The organism is Anabaena sp. WFMT (assembly GCF_051781005.1).
Lineage (GTDB): Bacteria > Cyanobacteriota > Cyanobacteriia > Cyanobacteriales > Nostocaceae > Anabaena.
In genome coordinates this window covers 122,275-139,425 of record NZ_JBPWOA010000057.1, presented here as the reverse complement: position 1 = coordinate 139,425, position 17,151 = coordinate 122,275, and the positions used below count along the sequence as shown (strand labels likewise).

The window sequence follows — 17,151 nt, the reverse complement described above, 5'->3', positions numbered from 1 at the left end:
TACAACGACAGAGAGTGACAAAATAATTCGTAATTATCCTGTCAAATAAATTATTTTTTAGGGGCAATTCTGCCATTATTGTTATTAACAGCAACTTTTGTTGATGGTGGCGTAATTGAAGCTGCTGGTGGGTTCCAAATTTTAGCTTTTTCAATTTCCTCACCAGCCTTTTTCAAAAAACTGTGCAGTCTCTGTCTACCTAATATCCCTAACTCGTCATAATCTTTAGCCGCAGCAAAATTTATCCGCTTGGCATCAAGCATATTCCTTTCTCGATAGCTAAACTTGGGGAAGTCAATCACAGCTACTTTGTAAGCCTTTATTAAATCCTTTAAATCCTTATTTTCATCTACGTGTTTCCAGTCATCGCATAAACCAAAGTTACGGACAAATATATGTTTAATCTTCTTTTCAAAACGTTCGAGAGATTGCATAAATAACTGCACACTGTCATATCCACCACTGCAAACAAACCATTTATGGATTTTGACCTTATCTTTACCAGTAATTTCTAGTATGTGATTACGCTCAATCCAATCAGTTACTGCTGGATAGACTTGAGCAGGTAAATTAACAATCACAGAAGTTGTCAGTGCCAAATTAAAGATTTCATCAGCTTCATAAGCCTTGCGCTCTGATTCACTAAACACTGCTATTTTATGATTATTTGGATAAAATGCACCTACATCTGGATTACTTTGGTCTGCTTCCACCAACTCATAAACTAATTTATTGTCAATGCAATATTGCACCATAACTCTGGTAAATAAAGACTTGCCAACGCCACCCTTTTCACCATCAACGAAGTGAATTGTAGCCATCTTATTCGCTCCTTTTTGATTTTACTAATCTTGCATTGCTAGGTGCTTAAATATCTGCGAACATATCGTCATCGTCATCATGAAAAGACCCTTCACCAGGAATGAAAGAGTCAGAATCAATTCTTTGTGAATCACTACCACTATTACTATTGGTGCTATCTTGATTTTTATTACTGCTATCATCACTACTGGGATTACCAACATCCAAACCAAACATAGCAGCCAGGGTTTGAGGATTAGTCATCGTACTTAAAGGTATAGGTAAAACATCACTTGATTTGTGTGGTAATCCTAATTCGATTCGTAAATAAGCTAAGTGTTGATCGAGAGCATGACAACAAATTAAACCTACCCGACGCACTTCTTGATCACTAATACCTGCACCTGCTTGTGCTTTGTATGCTAATGGCAACCAACACATTCTTAATGCCTGCAATACCATTTCTTTACTAGAATGCACGTTATCTCCCTGTTGCAAATAAGAAATTAACTGCCCATCTGCTGTATTTGAATAGGGACGACAATGAAATTTGAAATCTTTACGATATCTGTTAGTTCTATTACTATCAATACCGTCAGACCTTTTGCTACTGCTGTTCTGTCTATTATGTTGTCTGTTATTGTCATTATTTGAGGGCTGTTTTTTATTGGTAGTCATGCTACTTTCTCCATTTGCGCTCTAAATCGCATAAATAAACCAAAAGCATCAATCAACCTAAAAGACAAAGCTTCTTGTTCTTGGAAACTATGGTAATAATCATTACTTGCATTCTTAAAAGCTGCTTGTACCTGCTGCTGTAAATCAGTACCCCAATAAGTAGGAATCTCTTCAAAACATTCTTGTAATTCTTGCTCTAAGTACAAAGCTGCACCACCACTCAAAATGACTTCGTTTACAGCAGGTAAAGTTGATTCCAGCCAATCGTAAAGCCTTGACCAATACTCAGTTTTAGCAGTCGCAATGGCATTAACAATCATCTGCAACTCATAATCAATGTTTTTTGCGTCTCTACTTTTGACCAAAGCGCGAATTGCTTGATTATCTACTGTAATATCTGAACCGGCTGCATAGATAGCAGCAGTTAAAGCAGTGGCATCTTGTCCAGAGGTGCGTTCAATTACTCTCTTTACCATTTGGTGAAAGCCCAGCCCATTGGTGTAACCCGCTGTCATCTTGCCTCGTTCAAATAAAAGCAGGCTGGTATTGCGATGCCCAAACATCAGCACGGCTATGGTTTGGGCGTTGAACCATTCTTTACCATTCTGGCGTTGACGAATCATGGCTAATCCCGCACCTTCAGGTAAACACTCGAATCGTTCCAGTTTTACCCGCAACCTTTGACCCCGAAATTTAAAATCTTTGAGTGCAACTTGCAACTGTTCTGCAAAGGCTTGGCGATTTTGATATTCGCCATAGGGTAGTAGTGAAGTAAGCGATAGTGAAAATCGGTTGGGCAGTTTATTGTGTTGAGCGATCGCACCAATTACTGCTAAAGCTTTGTCAATTGAAGTTTCGTACTTGAGTTTATCTAATCTGGCTGATGCTGAAAACTGGCGTGCCAAGAATCCAACTACTGTACATTGTGTATCACCATCTACTGTACAAGATACCCAAGCTTCATCTACTGGTTTAGGAGATTCTAGACCCTTGCGACTCGACATATAAGCGTTAATCGAACTTTGCGGCAACTTCAGCATTTCTGGTTCCATTGTCATCAAACATGGTTTGCCTTCAGTTGCTAGTTCATAAACAATCTTGGTCAAAGAAGCACCAGGGTCAAAACTAACAATCAGGTTTGACATTGATCGTGGTTCACCTAAAAGCTTTCTTTTAACTTAAGTGCAAATAGAAATCATGCCTATCTACCTACTGACTATTTTTATTCAGCAATTTTTATCCAGTTGGCTATTTTTTTCACAGCCGTTGATCAAGTCGTTGCTTTTATGCTCAAAATTTTCGATTCCAAAAAGTGCGCCAATGAACCACCATCTAACAGACACTGAGCTACCATGCTACCGCCAGACAGCAACCATTAAACAGCCTTCCAACCACCAGTCAGTATTTTGCGTATAAATAATTACTATCAATAATAAGCGTTATTGACAATAAATGTGCCAACGAACCACCATCGAACTGCCAACATACAACCATTGAACAACACTAATATTTTTGATTTGAGTAGCCCAAAAAAACGTTTGGCGCGTAGCAAGCAATGTCGCAATGTGCATCTCTATGATGCAAAAATTGGTAATTTTCAGAGAAACAGCGACAAACTTGCCCTCCTTTCACGGTTCCCCTACCTCAGTAGGTTAACCACCGTGACGGAGGGAAAGAGGATACGAAAAAAATCAAACTCAACGAAAACAAGATTCACTTTCACCAACTGTCGTAAAACGCAAAGAAAAAATATCCACTTGGCTAATGACTGATTAGCTTAGATATTTCAAACTAGAAATACAACTTAATCTTTGTAAGAAATTCAGCCATGCCTCCAAAAGAGCGCACAATTAGGTTTCATATCTGCCTCACACCGCAAGAAAAGGAACAGGTGCGACAAATGGCAGCAGAAAACAGCTTGACGATGGCAGAGTTATTCCGTGCCAAGACTATCAAAAATAGATTGCCCAGGCGTGTCACCAAAGTGGCAGGTCAAACTTACTGGGAGTTGGGAAAAATCGGCAACAACCTTAACCAAATCGCTAAAGCTATCAATACATCGGTACTAATGGGTGAGCCAGTGGTTGTTGATCGAGGATTGTTGGAACAGGTAAAAAATTTGGTAAGACAAGTGAGGAGAGAAATTGCTGAAATTGATTTAATCACTGATATACAGGATGAAGCGTAAATTCAGCACCACTGAGGGACTTCCAAGAAATATCCCATTGTTTTAATAGCAAGGGAGCAGGGGAGGAACAGTTGTGCTGATCACAGAAACTGTATGTTTTATTTCCTGGAGTTCCCTGCTGACACAACCGAGTATAAAGAAAGACTACTAGGAAATTAATATGATTGGCAAACACGTCAAAGGTAAAAGTTTCCGGGGACTGCTAAACTACCTTTTTGGTAAAGAGGGAGCAAAACAAATCGGTGGGAATATGGAAGGAACAAACCCACGGGAATTAGCGGCTGAATTTGGTATATCTCGTAGATTAAATCCAAAGGTGAGTAGGGCTGTTTATCACGCTTCTCTCAGCTTGCCTCACCACGAAAGTTTAGATGATGATACTTGGCATGAAATCGCCCAAAAGTATTTGCAAGCAATGGGTTTTGATATGAACCAATATGTTGTAGTCCGGCATACTGACAGGACTCATGAACACGCACATATTGCCGCCAGTCGCATTCAATTAAATGGCATTACAGTTTCTGATAGTTGGGACAATCCCAGAAGCGAAGCTGTGATTCGCAAATTAGAAAAAGAATACAATTTGCAATCAGTACAACCAAGTCGGAGAAAAGATAGCCGTAGTCCTTCTACTGGGGAACGCAGACAACTTGCTAGAACTGGAGAAGAAAGCGTTAGAGTGAGACTTCAGCGATTCCTACGGAGCGCTACGCTATCGCTTGACGAGGCAACCCATGACCGCCCAACTATGCCAGAATTGATAGAGCGATCGCAACAACAAGGTATCAATGTCCGTATCGGCTATACTCGTACAGGCAAAGTCAAAGGCATTAGTTATCAACTTAATGGCGTGGCTTTCAGTGGTACGCATCTCGGTAAAGCATATACTTTTCCGGGTTTACAAAAGCATCTAGGTGTCAGCTATATTCCTAAGCGGGATGATCAACGCATCCAAAAACTGATGGAGCAAATTGTTGATAATTCAATGTCAACAGTGGAAGCAAAACAAGATGATGAGCATATCCAAAGACTGACAGCGCAACTTGTTGATAATTCAACACCACCGATCAGGCAACCAAATTCTTTACAAGCACCAGAACCCACAAACTGGAAACAAATACGCCAAAATTTAAACCAGCAGTACAATTTACCCAATTCTCTGCTCGATGAACTGTATCAAAAGGGTTGGCTCTATGCAAGTATTACAAATCAACCAGTATTTCTAGAACGCACGCTTGATGATGTTCCAACTCTTGCCAAACAACTAGAACCAACTGGTGATTTTACTGCTATTCCTCTCAACTCTGAAGCACCCAAAAATGGTAGTTTTTGGATTGCTACGGATACCACAGTAACAAGAGCAGTGTTACTCAGTGATCCCATCGAAGTTCTCTCTGTCATTGCCTTAGAATCAACTATTAACAAAAAACAACGACAACCAACATTGTATTGGAGTGTAAGTGAAAATGAGCAAATACCTTTAGAATTTTTGCAATCCCTTGATACAGTGGTCATCGCTTTTAAAGATCATGAACAAGTTGAAAACTTGATATCTGACCTATTGACTGAACTACCCCAAGCCAAACGAGTATCTCCCGGTCAAGCCAGTTGGAATCAGCTGTTATCTGACAGAAAACAACAAGCAAAAAAGCAGCAAATCACACAAACTCTAGATTGGGAACTTTAAGTCTATGCAGGGTCAGTTCCTGAGCAAAAAAGAGAGAATAACTGATTAAAACCTAAAAAACCAACAAAATAGCTTAAAAATAATCAATAGAGGTAAATATGTCAAATTCTTTGAATAATTACCGCAAAAAAACAAGTTACGGCTTTCAAAAAGTGAATTCTTTTCAGTATAGAGGAGTAAATTTTAACTCACAACTAGAAGCGAGGTGGGCAGCATATTTTGATTTATTGGATCGTGATTGGGAATACGCACCCGATTGTCAAGAAGGATTCACAGGTTGGTTTCCTAAATTTAAAGTAGGAATGCGATTCGTCCGTAATGTAACAAATGAATGGTTGTACTTAGATTTTTACTGTGAGGTAAAACCAATAGATATTAGCTGCAAGTTTCCATCTGAAATAGCCAAGAAAATCATGTGCGCCCATCCTTTCAACCATGAATTCGTAGACTTATCAGAATTATGTTCAGAATTTCTCCCTGGACAAGCTGTGATCACAGAATGTTCTTACGACAGAACCATGATCTTGGGAAATAGTCCTATCTTTCCCTGGACAGATAATTGTTATAGAACAAAATTTAAAACGGTTTCACAAATTGATACTCTCTGTGAGCCGCAACCACCAGTAGAAAATCCTGGATATTTTTCGGGTTGGTATTCAATAGGACTGCAAAGAGACGCTCGACTCTGGTGTACAATGCTTTTAGGCACTTATAATCAAGAAGAAACTCAAAAATTATGGGAGCAAGCGTTAGATATAATCAATCGCGTTTAATCCCTATTAAAGAGTAGATTTCTTGCATAAATGCATTTCCTTGGGTAACTATTAAACAGGATAACCATTAAATAATCATTGGTTCAAAATGCCATATTAGGCATTAGTATTTGGAAAGGAAGTGTCATTTTCACACCACTAATTGTTGATATCGCCAATGTTAACCGTGAAAGACCCACCAACCGATTTTCAGCTACCGCCGCACAACGAAGCGGCTTTAGAGGGACTTAGGGAAGCAAAAAACGTTGACTCCACTGTTGCTCTAGCTGCTAGTGGTTCAGCAATTGCTACAAGCACAATTAGCCCCGCTGGCTGGTTGCTTTTTGGTTTGGCTTACAAGCCATTGGTCAGGGTGGAAAAAATTGCGCGGTTGGAAAAATTAACAACCTTATTGTTAGAGGAGTTTAAAAGCAAGGGAATACAAATCTTTCCCGTCCTTCAAATTGAGGACAAGAACCCTATAGACTTGTTTATCAGGTTTCCGCGCAAAACTCACCTATTTATCTCTATTCGTTCACGAGGAGATAGAGAGGTTGTTTACAACGAAAGCAGAGAAGCTTTGCAAATTAGAAGAAAAGATAAGCATGGACTAAAGGTATGGACACCCTGCCCTCTAGTTGAGTTGGCAGATTATGAAAAGTGGCTTGACAAAAATAGAGCCTTATTTGGGATGTCCTCCCGTGAAGCTCAAAAGACTCCCACAGCCAAAGTTTTAGTTTTATGGCCTCCTACCAAAGCAGTGGAAAGTCACAAAGACCATCTTTATACTGAAGTAGGAAATATGAAAATTCTAGCTCTTAGGAGAAAAGGCACTGCGTTTGTGATCCAAAAAGAAGAAATAACCGAGTTTATTACAGCTTGGTTAGCGAAGTACGAATAGATTAAAAGGCGAAAACCTCACGTCCCGGTGGGACAACGAGGTTTTCAAAATAGATTCCATCATGGAATTGGAGCAGGATATTGGGTTCGCTGCCTAATATTTATATCCCTGTTAGTAATCTTATCTCAAAAAGTTGAGATGTAAAAGCAGAAGAACACTGATTTTACGAATAAATTAGGATTTACGCAATTACGATGCCTTCGGTGTACCCCTTTGGGGAAGCAAGCTCAAGCTACGCGCAGCGTCTCTTAACGCTAAATCGTTAGTATAGTGTGCCGCAAACACAAGCTCCGCTAATACACACCGTCTCCAATAGGAGAAGCAAAGAAAGCTTAGATATCGCCGGGAAACAATCTCAAACCCATATTGTTTGTACCTCGTGCGTAAGTCCTAGTAAAAAAGCAATTCAGGAATTTTATCTTCTTATCTTCCTGAGTATGTGTGTAAAAGATTACTGATACGGGATAGCTTCAATTCCTCCAACAAACTTACTGGAGGATTGGCTATCATGTCACAACAGCAATTTAACAACTCATCAGAATCACAAAACCCAAACACTCAACAACAATTTAATAACCAATCAGAACCACAGCAGCCCAACGTTCAACAGCCATTTCACAACGAGTCAGAATCGCAACAATCAACATCCGCACAGCCTTTTCATAACCAATCAGAATCACAAAAACCAACCGTTCAAAAGACTGAATCCAGTAGCAAGATCAAACAACAGCTAGAACCCAAAAACCCAATCACACAACAGGCTCAATTTACACCAGGGTTAGAACCAGAGCCTATCCAAGAGAACAAAATCAAATTCGCGTTTAACGCCACTGGTAAAAATAAAGACTGGGACTTTCGCAAACTAGCAGCCAACTTCCAAGACAGAAAAGGCACAATCTGGGATGTGATGAGACACGTAGGAGCAGGACACGCCTTATGTGCTGGCTTACTGGGTGGACAATGGCGAAGTAAATCTCATGTTATTGGTTCTCAATGGTTATTACTAGATATTGACAACACACAAACGTGGACAGATGAAAATGGCAATCCATTAGATGAAAATGGTAGACCAATCAAAATTAATCGAGCTTGGGTAGACATTAACGGTAATGTCATTGAAAAATCAGATGGTAGACAAGCAAAGAAAATCTATCAACATCAGCTAAACTTAGACGAAGCACAAGAACACCCATTCATCAAAGAATATTGTGCATTAATCTACACCACAGCCAGTCATAAACCAGATTGGCATAAATTCCGCTTAATCTTCGTACTACCTGAATATGTTCAAGGTGCAGAAACCGTAGAAGTGCTAACACGGTACTTAATGAAGCATCTACCCCATGACCCAGCTTGTAAAGATGCTTCACGGGTATTTTATGGCAATACCCAAGCCACATTCCCATTAATTCAACCTCATGTCACACTACCCCAATCTTGGATAGATGAAGCTGTCACCACCGCTTATCAAGAAAAAATCGAGTACGAGAAACGGATAGCAGAAATTACAACCCGTCGTCTACAGTTTCAAGAACGGGCAGAAGCTCACAACTGGGATATTGATCAGCTAATTCAACAGGCATTAACTTATATTCCCTCACGTAGTCCTGGTAGTAACAACTATAAAGAGTGCATAGATGTATTAATGGCACTAAATTCTCATTATGGTGCTGTAGATGCGGAAATTATCGGAGAACAGTGGAGTCCATCAATCAAAGGGACAACTTGGAATATTCGAGCCAAAATTAAGAGTTTTCGCGGTCGTTCCGGTATTTCCATTGGGACGCTATTTCACATTGCTAAACAGTATGGATTTAGATTTCCGGTAGTTGAAGAAGAGAAGAAGCAGGGGGGCAGGGAGCGGGGAGCAGGGGGCAGGGGGCAGGGGGCAGGGGGAATATCTGCTTCTCTTTTCCCTGCACAAGAAACTCTATTTGAACATTCAACTCTTAATGGTAATTACGGAAAGGAAGACTTCAATAATAACCTACACCCCACCGTCACAGATCCCACAATCAGCAAAGAAGAATGGCTTGCTAAATACGGTATAAAGAGAGACTTCCAACAGTTCCTGCAAACCTTAATCACTGTTACTAATAAAGTCCAACGGTTTATAGGTAACGTTGTTTACCAACCAAAACCAACCATACTTTTACCAACCAACAACCTAGACGTTGATATCTGGTTTGAACCGAAGAATCGCACCCAAACTTACCTAGATGCTGCCAAGTACGGTAAAAAATTCATCTTAGATTTATCACACGCTGGTGCTGGTAAATCTCACACTGTGGGGGAATTTATGCCAGAACAGTTGGGAGTCCATACACTTTTCTACCTCAGCAATGAACACCGTAATCCCACTGTAGCAACTATTGAACAGTGGACAGACTTACCAGTACGCCACAACGGATTAGTAGCAGATGCTTATAAGCTCACTCCACTGGGCAACCCACAAATACACTGGCCTCAACCAGGAGAAGAATCTAACGTTGAGGGAACTTGTCCTCTCACAGATTTTTTTAATGCCCTAGCAAGCAAAGGATACAAAAAAGAAACATCCGCAGAAGCCAGCCTCAATCCTATCTGCAACGGTTGTAAACTCAGGGCTAATTGTGCGGGTAGAGATGCTGCTGGTAATGTCCTCCCGAAAGTCAATGGTGCTACCTTCCGACGTGATAGAAGGGATGCTCTAGCATCTAAGCGGATTCGTGCCAATATCAACTCTTTACCCCAAGCTACAGATATTACTGCCATGAAGGCAAGTGCTTTTGTTGATGAAGCTTCTAGACAACTACAACCAGTTGACTTTATTAAGGTTAGTTTACGAGATTTTGACTCTTCAATGATGGAGGTGCAAACCAAGTTACCCGCAGTGTATGACAAAATTAGAAGTTTAGTTCTACCAATCCGGGTACTGCTAACTGGTGAAATTCCCCCTGTTGAGGAAACATATCATGGGTACAATGATGAGTTAATCCGGGCTTTATTAGGGGAAATTCCCACAGCTTTACCGGAAATCATTGCTGAATTGGAAACTATTGCTCCAGATATTGAAGAATTGGTACAGCAGGCTGATAGTATTACATTAGATGGGGTTGATAAGAGCGATCGCATTTCTTTCAGCAGAAAAACTTTAAAGTTTATCCGTAGTCACCTGAATAAACAAGCTGCTCAAGAGACTTACAGGAATATCGACAGTTTACCTGTGAGATGGTTGATTCCCCTTCTAGAAGTTATCGGAGACATTGAACCAGGGGCTTTACGGGTTAAAAACAAACTTTTGATTATTGCTACTAAAAATAGCCGTCAAGTTGATGTTCTCAAAGCTTTTGAGTTTGTTTTCTTGATGGACGCTACTGCTAACCGTGACAATGTGGCTATGCAGTTGGGGATTAATCCAGAGGAAATACTGGTGATTTCGGAAATCCCACCAGATTACAGTAATCTGATTATTCACCAAATTACGGGCTTTGGATTACTGAATAAAGACCGAGGTCACAAATTAAAGGAACGAATTGCGGCGTTGCGTGAAGAATTAAATCAGCGTCATGATGGCAATATTGCTTACATTGACCACTTAGCACATAAAAATAAGGGTGATGGACATTGGTTTGCTGATAATCGCGGTAGTAATGCCTATCAAGATAAGCAAGCGGTTTGCAGTTTTGGCACTCCTTATCAGGATATTGGAGCGTCTGGACAAGTTTATGTAACTTTAACAGGAGATAGATGTGTTGGTAAAGAGAATAAGGCTTTTCAAGATGTAATTAACTTTTTGGTTCAGACTGAAGTTGTTCAGTGTGCAGGTCGAACTAGAGCTAATCGCAGGATGGAGGAGGTTACTTTTTATGCGGTTAGTGATAAAGATTTATCCTATTTAGCAGATTACTACCCGAATGCTAGGTTTATTAAATCTGATGCTTTTGATATTTGTCCAGGAGCAGGTACTGAGATACAACAGACACGTAAGGGCATATTAACAGGTTTCAAGTTGCTGGTAGCAGATGGGGTGACAGATTGGCAGAAAGTTACGCAAGAGGTGCTAGGTAAAGCCTCTGGTATTTCTCAAGAATGGGTTAGTAGGATTGCTAAGAAGTATTTTGGGGGGTGGAATAGCTTTAGAAAATTATTACTACTCCTATATAACTCTCTATATAGGGTTAGTAATAATTCTCCAGAGGTTTTGACTAAGGAACAGCAGTGGTTTATTGATGAGTATTTACCTCTGTTGCAGCAGGATAGGGAAGCTGGTTATGAATCTGCGGATTTGGTGATTGAACATTTGATTACGTTTGCTGAACATCTTGGTTGGCAAGGGTTTTCTCAGGCTGTGAATGCAGCTACGATGGAAGTTAAAGCTTTTTTAATGGATTGTTTGATATCTGTTTTGCCGAAACACGTTCATGATCACGTTAAGCGCAATTTAATTTCGTACTTAGCTCAGGTAGAACCTGAGTACTGAGTTTATACTTAGATTTGCTGATTTTTTATAGTTGAATAAAAGCAATACAATATTGCGGTCTAGCTTGCTGCTTTTTTTACGAGTAGGAGTAATTTCTTTTTGTCAACAATATTTGTCTTAGTATATGACTGGTATTCACATAGCGAAAATTTTGTGACACTAATGTGCATAGCCAAGTAACATAACCCCATGACTAAATACGTCGCTGCAATTGACCAAGGAACGACCAGCACCCGCTTCATCATCTTCGACAAGCAGGGTAAAATTGTCAGCTATGCCCAAAAAGAACATCAGCAGATTTATCCCCAGCCAGGTTGGGTAGAACACGACCCTCTGGAAATTTGGTCATGTACTCAAACTGTAATTAAAGATGCCTTAGAGCAAGGTAATATTACCGTTGCTGAGATTACAGCCGTTGGCATTACCAATCAGCGAGAAACAATAGTAGTTTGGGATAAGAACACAGGCGAACCTTACTACAACGCCATTGTCTGGCAAGATACCAGAACTGACTATATCTGCAATCAACTAGCAGCAGATGGCGGGATAGACCGTTTTCGCGCCACAACAGGTTTACCACTGGCTACTTATTTCAGCGCCCCCAAAATCAAATGGTTACTGGAAAACATCCCAGAATTAAAAACCGCAGCCGAAAATGGTAACGCTCTTTTTGGCACAATTGACACTTTTTTGATTTGGCATTTAACAGGTGGTACACAAGGCGGTTTGCATATCACTGATGTTACCAATGCCAGTCGTACTTTGCTGATGAATTTGAATTCTCTGGAATGGGAACCGGAAATATTAGGAATTATGGGCATTCCCCGGCAAATGTTGCCAGAAATTCGCCCTTCATCAGCTATCTATGGCAAAGCTACAGGTATTTTGGCAGGAGTTCCCATTACTGCTGATTTAGGTGATCAACAAGCCGCATTAATTGGACAAACTTGTTTTCAGGTAGGTGAAGCCAAAAATACCTATGGTACAGGTTGCTTTATGCTGCTGAATACAGGCCAGCAAAAGGTAATTTCCCAACATGGTTTATTAACAACCGTAGCTTATAAATTGGGTGATGCTCCGGCGGTTTATGCTTTGGAGGGGAGTATAGCGATCGCTGGTGCTTTGGTTCAATGGTTGCGTGACAACTTAGGATTAATTCAAAATAGTGCAGAGGTAGAAGCTTTAGCCAGTACAGTTACAGATAACGGTGGTGTTTATTTTGTCCCTGCTTTTTCTGGATTATTTGCTCCCTATTGGCGCAATGATGCTAGGGGCGCAATTGTGGGTATGACTAGCTACACCAATAAAGGTCATATTGCCCGTGCGGTGTTAGAAGCTACAGCATGGCAGACTCGTGAAGTTTTAGATGCGATGAGAGAAGAGGCGCAGGTAAATTTAACGGCTTTGAAGGTAGATGGGGGGATGGTGTACAACAATCTGCTGATGCAATTTCAAAGTGATGTATTAGGTGTGCCTGTGATTCGTCCCCAGGTAGCAGAAACTACAGCTTTAGGGGCAGCTTATGCTGCTGGGTTGGCGACTGGTTTCTGGAGTAGTCTGGAGGAGTTGTCTGATAATTGGCTTTTAGATCAGACTTGGGAAGCGAAGATGGATGAGGTGGAGAGGGAAGGTTGTTATCAGTTGTGGAAGAAGGCGGTTAGTAGGACTTTTGATTGGGTATAATCAACTAATGCAAAATCTACAATACGTAAATTTATACTTTTTACAAACTAACACACAGCTTAAAATAGTATGATTTTTAATATCTCCCCATCTCAGATTGAAAGCTTGGATAGCAAAGAGCTTGTAGAACTGCTGAAAAAATTGCTACACGCCGAAGCACAAAGTTCTGGTATTTGTTTACGAGGAGTTTCAGTACCCCTTCAGATTACTGTCCCTGATGGTGGAGAAGATGCACGAATTATGTCATGGGAAGGAGGTTTCCAAAAAACTGACTATCTACCATCTAGATTTTGCATATTTCAATCAAAAGCTACAGATCCACAACCAAAAGGTTGGAAAGAAGAAGTTTGGACAAAAGATAGTCGCAAAAAAGGGGCTACACCAAAGCTAAATGAAGCAGTTACAAAGGTCATTAGTGAAAGAGGTTCTTACATTGGTTTTACGTCTGCTGTATTAATTGGCTCTAAGTATGATAGACGAATTGAAGGGATAAAACAAGGCATTCAAGAAGCTGGAGCTAATCCTGCTCAGTTAGCGGCTATTGATATTTATGATGCAAATAAAATTGCTGATTGGGTATCACAATATCCTGCGATTGCAGTTTGGCTTAACGAAAAAAAATCTGGACTTACTTTAAAAAATTTTCAAACAATTGAAAGATTGGGTAAGAAAGCTGATATCTTCTTAATTCCAAAAGTCGAAGACAAAGCCAGCCGTTTTCTAATTGGAACTAAGAGCAGTTCTTCTGGCGATAACTCGCTTAGTTTCGAGAAAGCAAAAGAACGAATTGTAGATGACTTAGCTGATTCTAGAAAATCAATCCGAATTATTGGATCATCGGGAGTAGGAAAAACTCGGTTTGTGTATGAGGTGTTTAGAGATGAAACAACTACAGCGAAAATCGCATTAGCAACATCTGCAATTTATTGTGATTTTAGGGAAGTTAGCCATCAGATTTTTCAAATAGTTCAAAGTCTTTCAGATGTTGGAAATTATGCTCTCATGATTGTGGATGAATGTCCGCGTGATATTGCTGTTAAGCTTGGTGAAATTATAACAACTGAAGGTAGTAACCTTAAAATAATAACAATTGGTAATGATAACCAACCTATTGAAAAAAATAACTGCTTCAATCTTTCTGTTACTCCTGCTGATGAAACTCTTATTGAAGGCATTATTCAGCAGCGATATCCAAAAGCTGATTACTCAGATATTAACTTTATTAAAAATATAAGTGGAGGATATCCACGCATTGCAGTATTAGCTACAGATAACTATTCAGAGGGACTACCAATTCTGAAATCTGTAGAAGATGTTGTAGAGCGCATTCTTACAAGTTGTGGCATAAACCGAGCCGAACAAGTTAGAGCAATTGAGTGTCTTGCTTTATTCAAACAATTAGGTGCGGATGAAAATATCAGTGATGAGATTGATTTTGTTGCTGAAAAGTTAGCTAGACAAACTGGCGATGAGATGTATGAACATTTAGCTTATGCAGCAAAACAACATCTTGTAGATCATTTTGGTTGTTATTTCATAGCTAAACCTCTTCCCATAGCAGTTTTCCTTGGAACAAGAAGGTTAGATTTACTGCGTGTAAACACAATCCTTAAATTTATAGAAATTGCATCTCCAACATTACGTGCGTCTTTCTTAAGTCAATGGTGTTATTTTGATGGTTCAAAAATAGCCGCTACAGTTGCTAAAAGGCTTTTGGCAAGCGATGGGTGGTGTGGTTCACGGGAAAATTTGAAAACTGAGCTTGGTTCACAGTGCCTGAATGCCATAGTACACATCGATCCTGATGGTGTAGCTAATGTTATTCATTATCTATATAAAGATTTATCTATAGATGATTTGAAGGAAGCCATAACGAGAAAGCATGATTTTGTCCAAATTTTAGAAATACTTGTTTTCCGAAAAAGATATTTTTACATAGCAGCACCACTACTCATGCGGTTAGCTGTGATTGAACATAATACTTATTCAAACGACGCAGGTAATCGATTTAAACAACTTTTCCAATTATATCTCAGTGAAACTGAAGCTGAACCTGATGAAAGGTTTGAAATCATAGATCAAGGACTATTATCAGGTGACGAAAAAATAATATCAGTTTGTATTGATGCTCTAGAAAATACTCTCAAACACAATCATTTTCTTGGATCTGGTATTTATAATTACATTGGAAGTCAACCTCCCCCTAAAGAATGGACACCAAAGCTTTGGGATGAAATTTTTGATTTTCACAGAAATGGTCTTCAAAAGTTAGATTATATACGCTCTCAATATCCAAAATTCTCTAGTCAGTGTGAGAATCTTATTGCCAAAGCCATTCGCTCACTTATTTGTGAAAATCTCTTTAATGATATAGAGAAAATTTTATACAAAATTACTAGAGAAAAAGAAATTTGGTTTGAGGCTATTAAGGGAGTAAGTCATTGGCTATACTTTGATAGAATGAAGGCACAGACAGAATTTTCTGAACGAGTTAGGAAACTTTATGATAAGCTCATTCCATCTGCTCCAATTCAGCAAGCACTTCTCTATACCAAATTTTGGACAGCCGATATTTATGACCCTGATTTAACCTATAACAGAGATAATATCTCCACCCAGCATTTTGAATACTCGTCTAGAAAAGCTAAAGAAATTGCTGCTGAAATTGCAGCAGACAAAGAACTTACATATCGTACTATTCAAATAATGGTAAGAGAAGAACTGAACAATGTTTTCCCATTCACTCATGAGTTAACAATGAGATTGGAAGAACCTGTACAGGCTTTTCAATTTGCAGTAAGCCAATTTGAGGTATCTACTAATGGAAAGGGAATACAATTTATTCGTGGATTACTTTCTGGTATTGATCAAAAGGACGCTGAAGCAGCAAATCAGTGTATTCAAATTGTTCATCAGTCCGATGTTCTCAAAAATCAGATGGTAAATATATACACGGCGGTTAATATTTCTGTTGAGAGACTTAATGAAATTGTTCAGAGTTTAAAAGAGAGACTTATTCCTGCAACAGAATGTGTCTATGTTTCATATGGCAAGGGATTGGACAATCTCAGTGCTGAAGATATTTTTCCTTTAATTGATGAATTAGCTTGTAATCATGGGTCAGAAGGTATGTGGACATCTCTCGAAATTATTTCCATGTACCAACATAATAGAGATATTCTTGACAAGCAACTCACTAAACGGATTAAAGAAATTATTACTTCAAAGGAACTTTTTGAAAAAATAAGATCAGCTACTACAGATGGATATTTATTTGAACAGCTTGTTTTATTGGTGCAAAAACATTATGGTATAGATGACGAATTCGCCATTGGACTTAGCAAGCAAGTAATAAGGTTATGCCAAGTTGAAGAGTATCAAATTTTCTCTGCGCTAGAAAACTATTGTCAAAATATCATTGAATTATTAGTGAAGGAGAAGCAGAGTTTACTGTGGGAGAATTTATCACATTTCTTTGAAATCGCAACTTCATCAGAGATTTATCGTTTAAAAGCTATTATTAAGCCACAACAAGACGCTTTTGATGTAAATTCTCGTAATGTAGGATTTAATTATCAAGAAGGCATACTATTCGGTATTTCTGATTCTATATTTAGAGAATGGGCTAAAGTTAATCCAGAAATTCGTGCATCCTTACTATGTATTTTCTATCCTATTCTTGAAATAGACGATCAAGGTAATCATAGATGGCATCCAGCTTTGGAAAAATTGACTCATGAATTTGGGGCTTTTAAAGAATTTCGCGAGGCTTTAGAACCTCGTCTCTTTCCTAATATATGGTCAGGGTCTATAATTCCATACATTGAAATTTATTTAACACCTTTGGAAACATGGTTTAAACATCCAGTACCTGAAATGTCCGTTTGGGCAAAAGATATGTATTATTTCCTAGAAAGAGAAATAGCCAGTGAACGTAAGCGAGAAAGGAAAAATTCATAGTGTGGTTGCTATTTTTGCAGATACGCTTGAGTGAAAAAA

The 17,151-nt window shown here is 39.2% G+C and carries 10 protein-coding genes; 7 read left to right on the top strand and 3 right to left on the bottom strand.

What is annotated here, in order from left to right; genetic code table 11:
* Nucleotides 1-50: 50 nt before the first annotated feature.
* From ACSQ6I_RS27760 to ACSQ6I_RS27750, 3 genes are read right to left on the bottom strand one after another with little or no spacing between them, the layout of a single operon-like run.
* Nucleotides 51-821, bottom strand: a complete 771-nt coding sequence (locus tag ACSQ6I_RS27760) for a mobilization protein (RefSeq protein ID WP_438893379.1) — start codon at nt 819-821, stop codon at nt 51-53.
* 46 nt (nt 822-867) lie between these two features.
* Complete coding sequence (locus ACSQ6I_RS27755) at nt 868-1,479, bottom strand: hypothetical protein (protein WP_438893378.1); 612 nt, start codon at nt 1,477-1,479, stop codon at nt 868-870.
* Nucleotides 1,476-2,624, bottom strand: coding sequence for a ParM/StbA family protein (locus ACSQ6I_RS27750; RefSeq protein ID WP_438893377.1), 1,149 nt, complete (start codon nt 2,622-2,624; stop codon nt 1,476-1,478). The genes ACSQ6I_RS27755 and ACSQ6I_RS27750 overlap by 4 nt, the downstream gene beginning before the upstream one ends.
* Nucleotides 2,625-3,307: 683 nt before the next feature.
* Between ACSQ6I_RS27750 and ACSQ6I_RS27745 the strand changes: the two genes are divergently transcribed.
* From ACSQ6I_RS27745 to ACSQ6I_RS27715, 7 genes are all read left to right on the top strand, one after another.
* Entirely contained in the window at nt 3,308-3,667 is a 360-nt protein-coding gene (locus ACSQ6I_RS27745; protein ID WP_015217637.1) for a plasmid mobilization protein, read from the top strand.
* A 160-nt stretch (nt 3,668-3,827) separates the two neighbouring features.
* Entirely contained in the window at nt 3,828-5,354 is a 1,527-nt protein-coding gene (locus ACSQ6I_RS27740; RefSeq protein WP_438893376.1) for a relaxase/mobilization nuclease domain-containing protein, read from the top strand.
* A gap of 98 nt (nt 5,355-5,452) precedes the next feature.
* Entirely contained in the window at nt 5,453-6,127 is a 675-nt protein-coding gene (locus ACSQ6I_RS27735) for a hypothetical protein (RefSeq protein WP_438893375.1), read from the top strand.
* 157 nt (nt 6,128-6,284) lie between these two features.
* On the top strand, nt 6,285-7,007 hold the full coding sequence (locus ACSQ6I_RS27730) for a hypothetical protein (protein ID WP_438893374.1): 723 nt from the start codon (nt 6,285-6,287) through the stop codon (nt 7,005-7,007).
* Nucleotides 7,008-7,515: 508 nt separating this feature from the next.
* Entirely contained in the window at nt 7,516-11,469 is a 3,954-nt protein-coding gene (locus tag ACSQ6I_RS27725; RefSeq protein ID WP_438893373.1) for a PriCT-2 domain-containing protein, read from the top strand.
* A gap of 189 nt (nt 11,470-11,658) precedes the next feature.
* Nucleotides 11,659-13,152 (top strand): glycerol kinase GlpK, encoded by a 1,494-nt coding sequence (gene glpK, locus ACSQ6I_RS27720; protein ID WP_438893372.1) that lies wholly within the window; start codon nt 11,659-11,661, stop codon nt 13,150-13,152.
* A gap of 69 nt (nt 13,153-13,221) precedes the next feature.
* Nucleotides 13,222-17,112: a hypothetical protein gene (locus ACSQ6I_RS27715; RefSeq protein WP_438893371.1), complete on the top strand. Its 3,891-nt coding sequence runs from the start codon at nt 13,222-13,224 to the stop codon at nt 17,110-17,112.
* Nucleotides 17,113-17,151 lie beyond the last annotated feature (39 nt).

Bases quoted from the DNA above. Each gene is read 5' to 3' on its own strand.
- ACSQ6I_RS27760 (WP_438893379.1), bottom strand. From the start codon at position 821: ATGGCTACAATTCACTTCGTTGATGGTGAAAAGGGTGGCGTTGGCAAG.
- ACSQ6I_RS27755 (WP_438893378.1), bottom strand. From the start codon at position 1,479: ATGACTACCAATAAAAAACAGCCCTCAAATAATGACAATAACAGACAA.
- ACSQ6I_RS27750 (WP_438893377.1), bottom strand. From the start codon at position 2,624: ATGTCAAACCTGATTGTTAGTTTTGACCCTGGTGCTTCTTTGACCAAG.
- ACSQ6I_RS27745 (WP_015217637.1), top strand. From the start codon at position 3,308: ATGCCTCCAAAAGAGCGCACAATTAGGTTTCATATCTGCCTCACACCG.
- ACSQ6I_RS27740 (WP_438893376.1), top strand. From the start codon at position 3,828: ATGATTGGCAAACACGTCAAAGGTAAAAGTTTCCGGGGACTGCTAAAC.
- ACSQ6I_RS27735 (WP_438893375.1), top strand. From the start codon at position 5,453: ATGTCAAATTCTTTGAATAATTACCGCAAAAAAACAAGTTACGGCTTT.
- ACSQ6I_RS27730 (WP_438893374.1), top strand. From the start codon at position 6,285: ATGTTAACCGTGAAAGACCCACCAACCGATTTTCAGCTACCGCCGCAC.
- ACSQ6I_RS27725 (WP_438893373.1), top strand. From the start codon at position 7,516: ATGTCACAACAGCAATTTAACAACTCATCAGAATCACAAAACCCAAAC.
- glpK (WP_438893372.1), top strand. From the start codon at position 11,659: ATGACTAAATACGTCGCTGCAATTGACCAAGGAACGACCAGCACCCGC.
- ACSQ6I_RS27715 (WP_438893371.1), top strand. From the start codon at position 13,222: ATGATTTTTAATATCTCCCCATCTCAGATTGAAAGCTTGGATAGCAAA.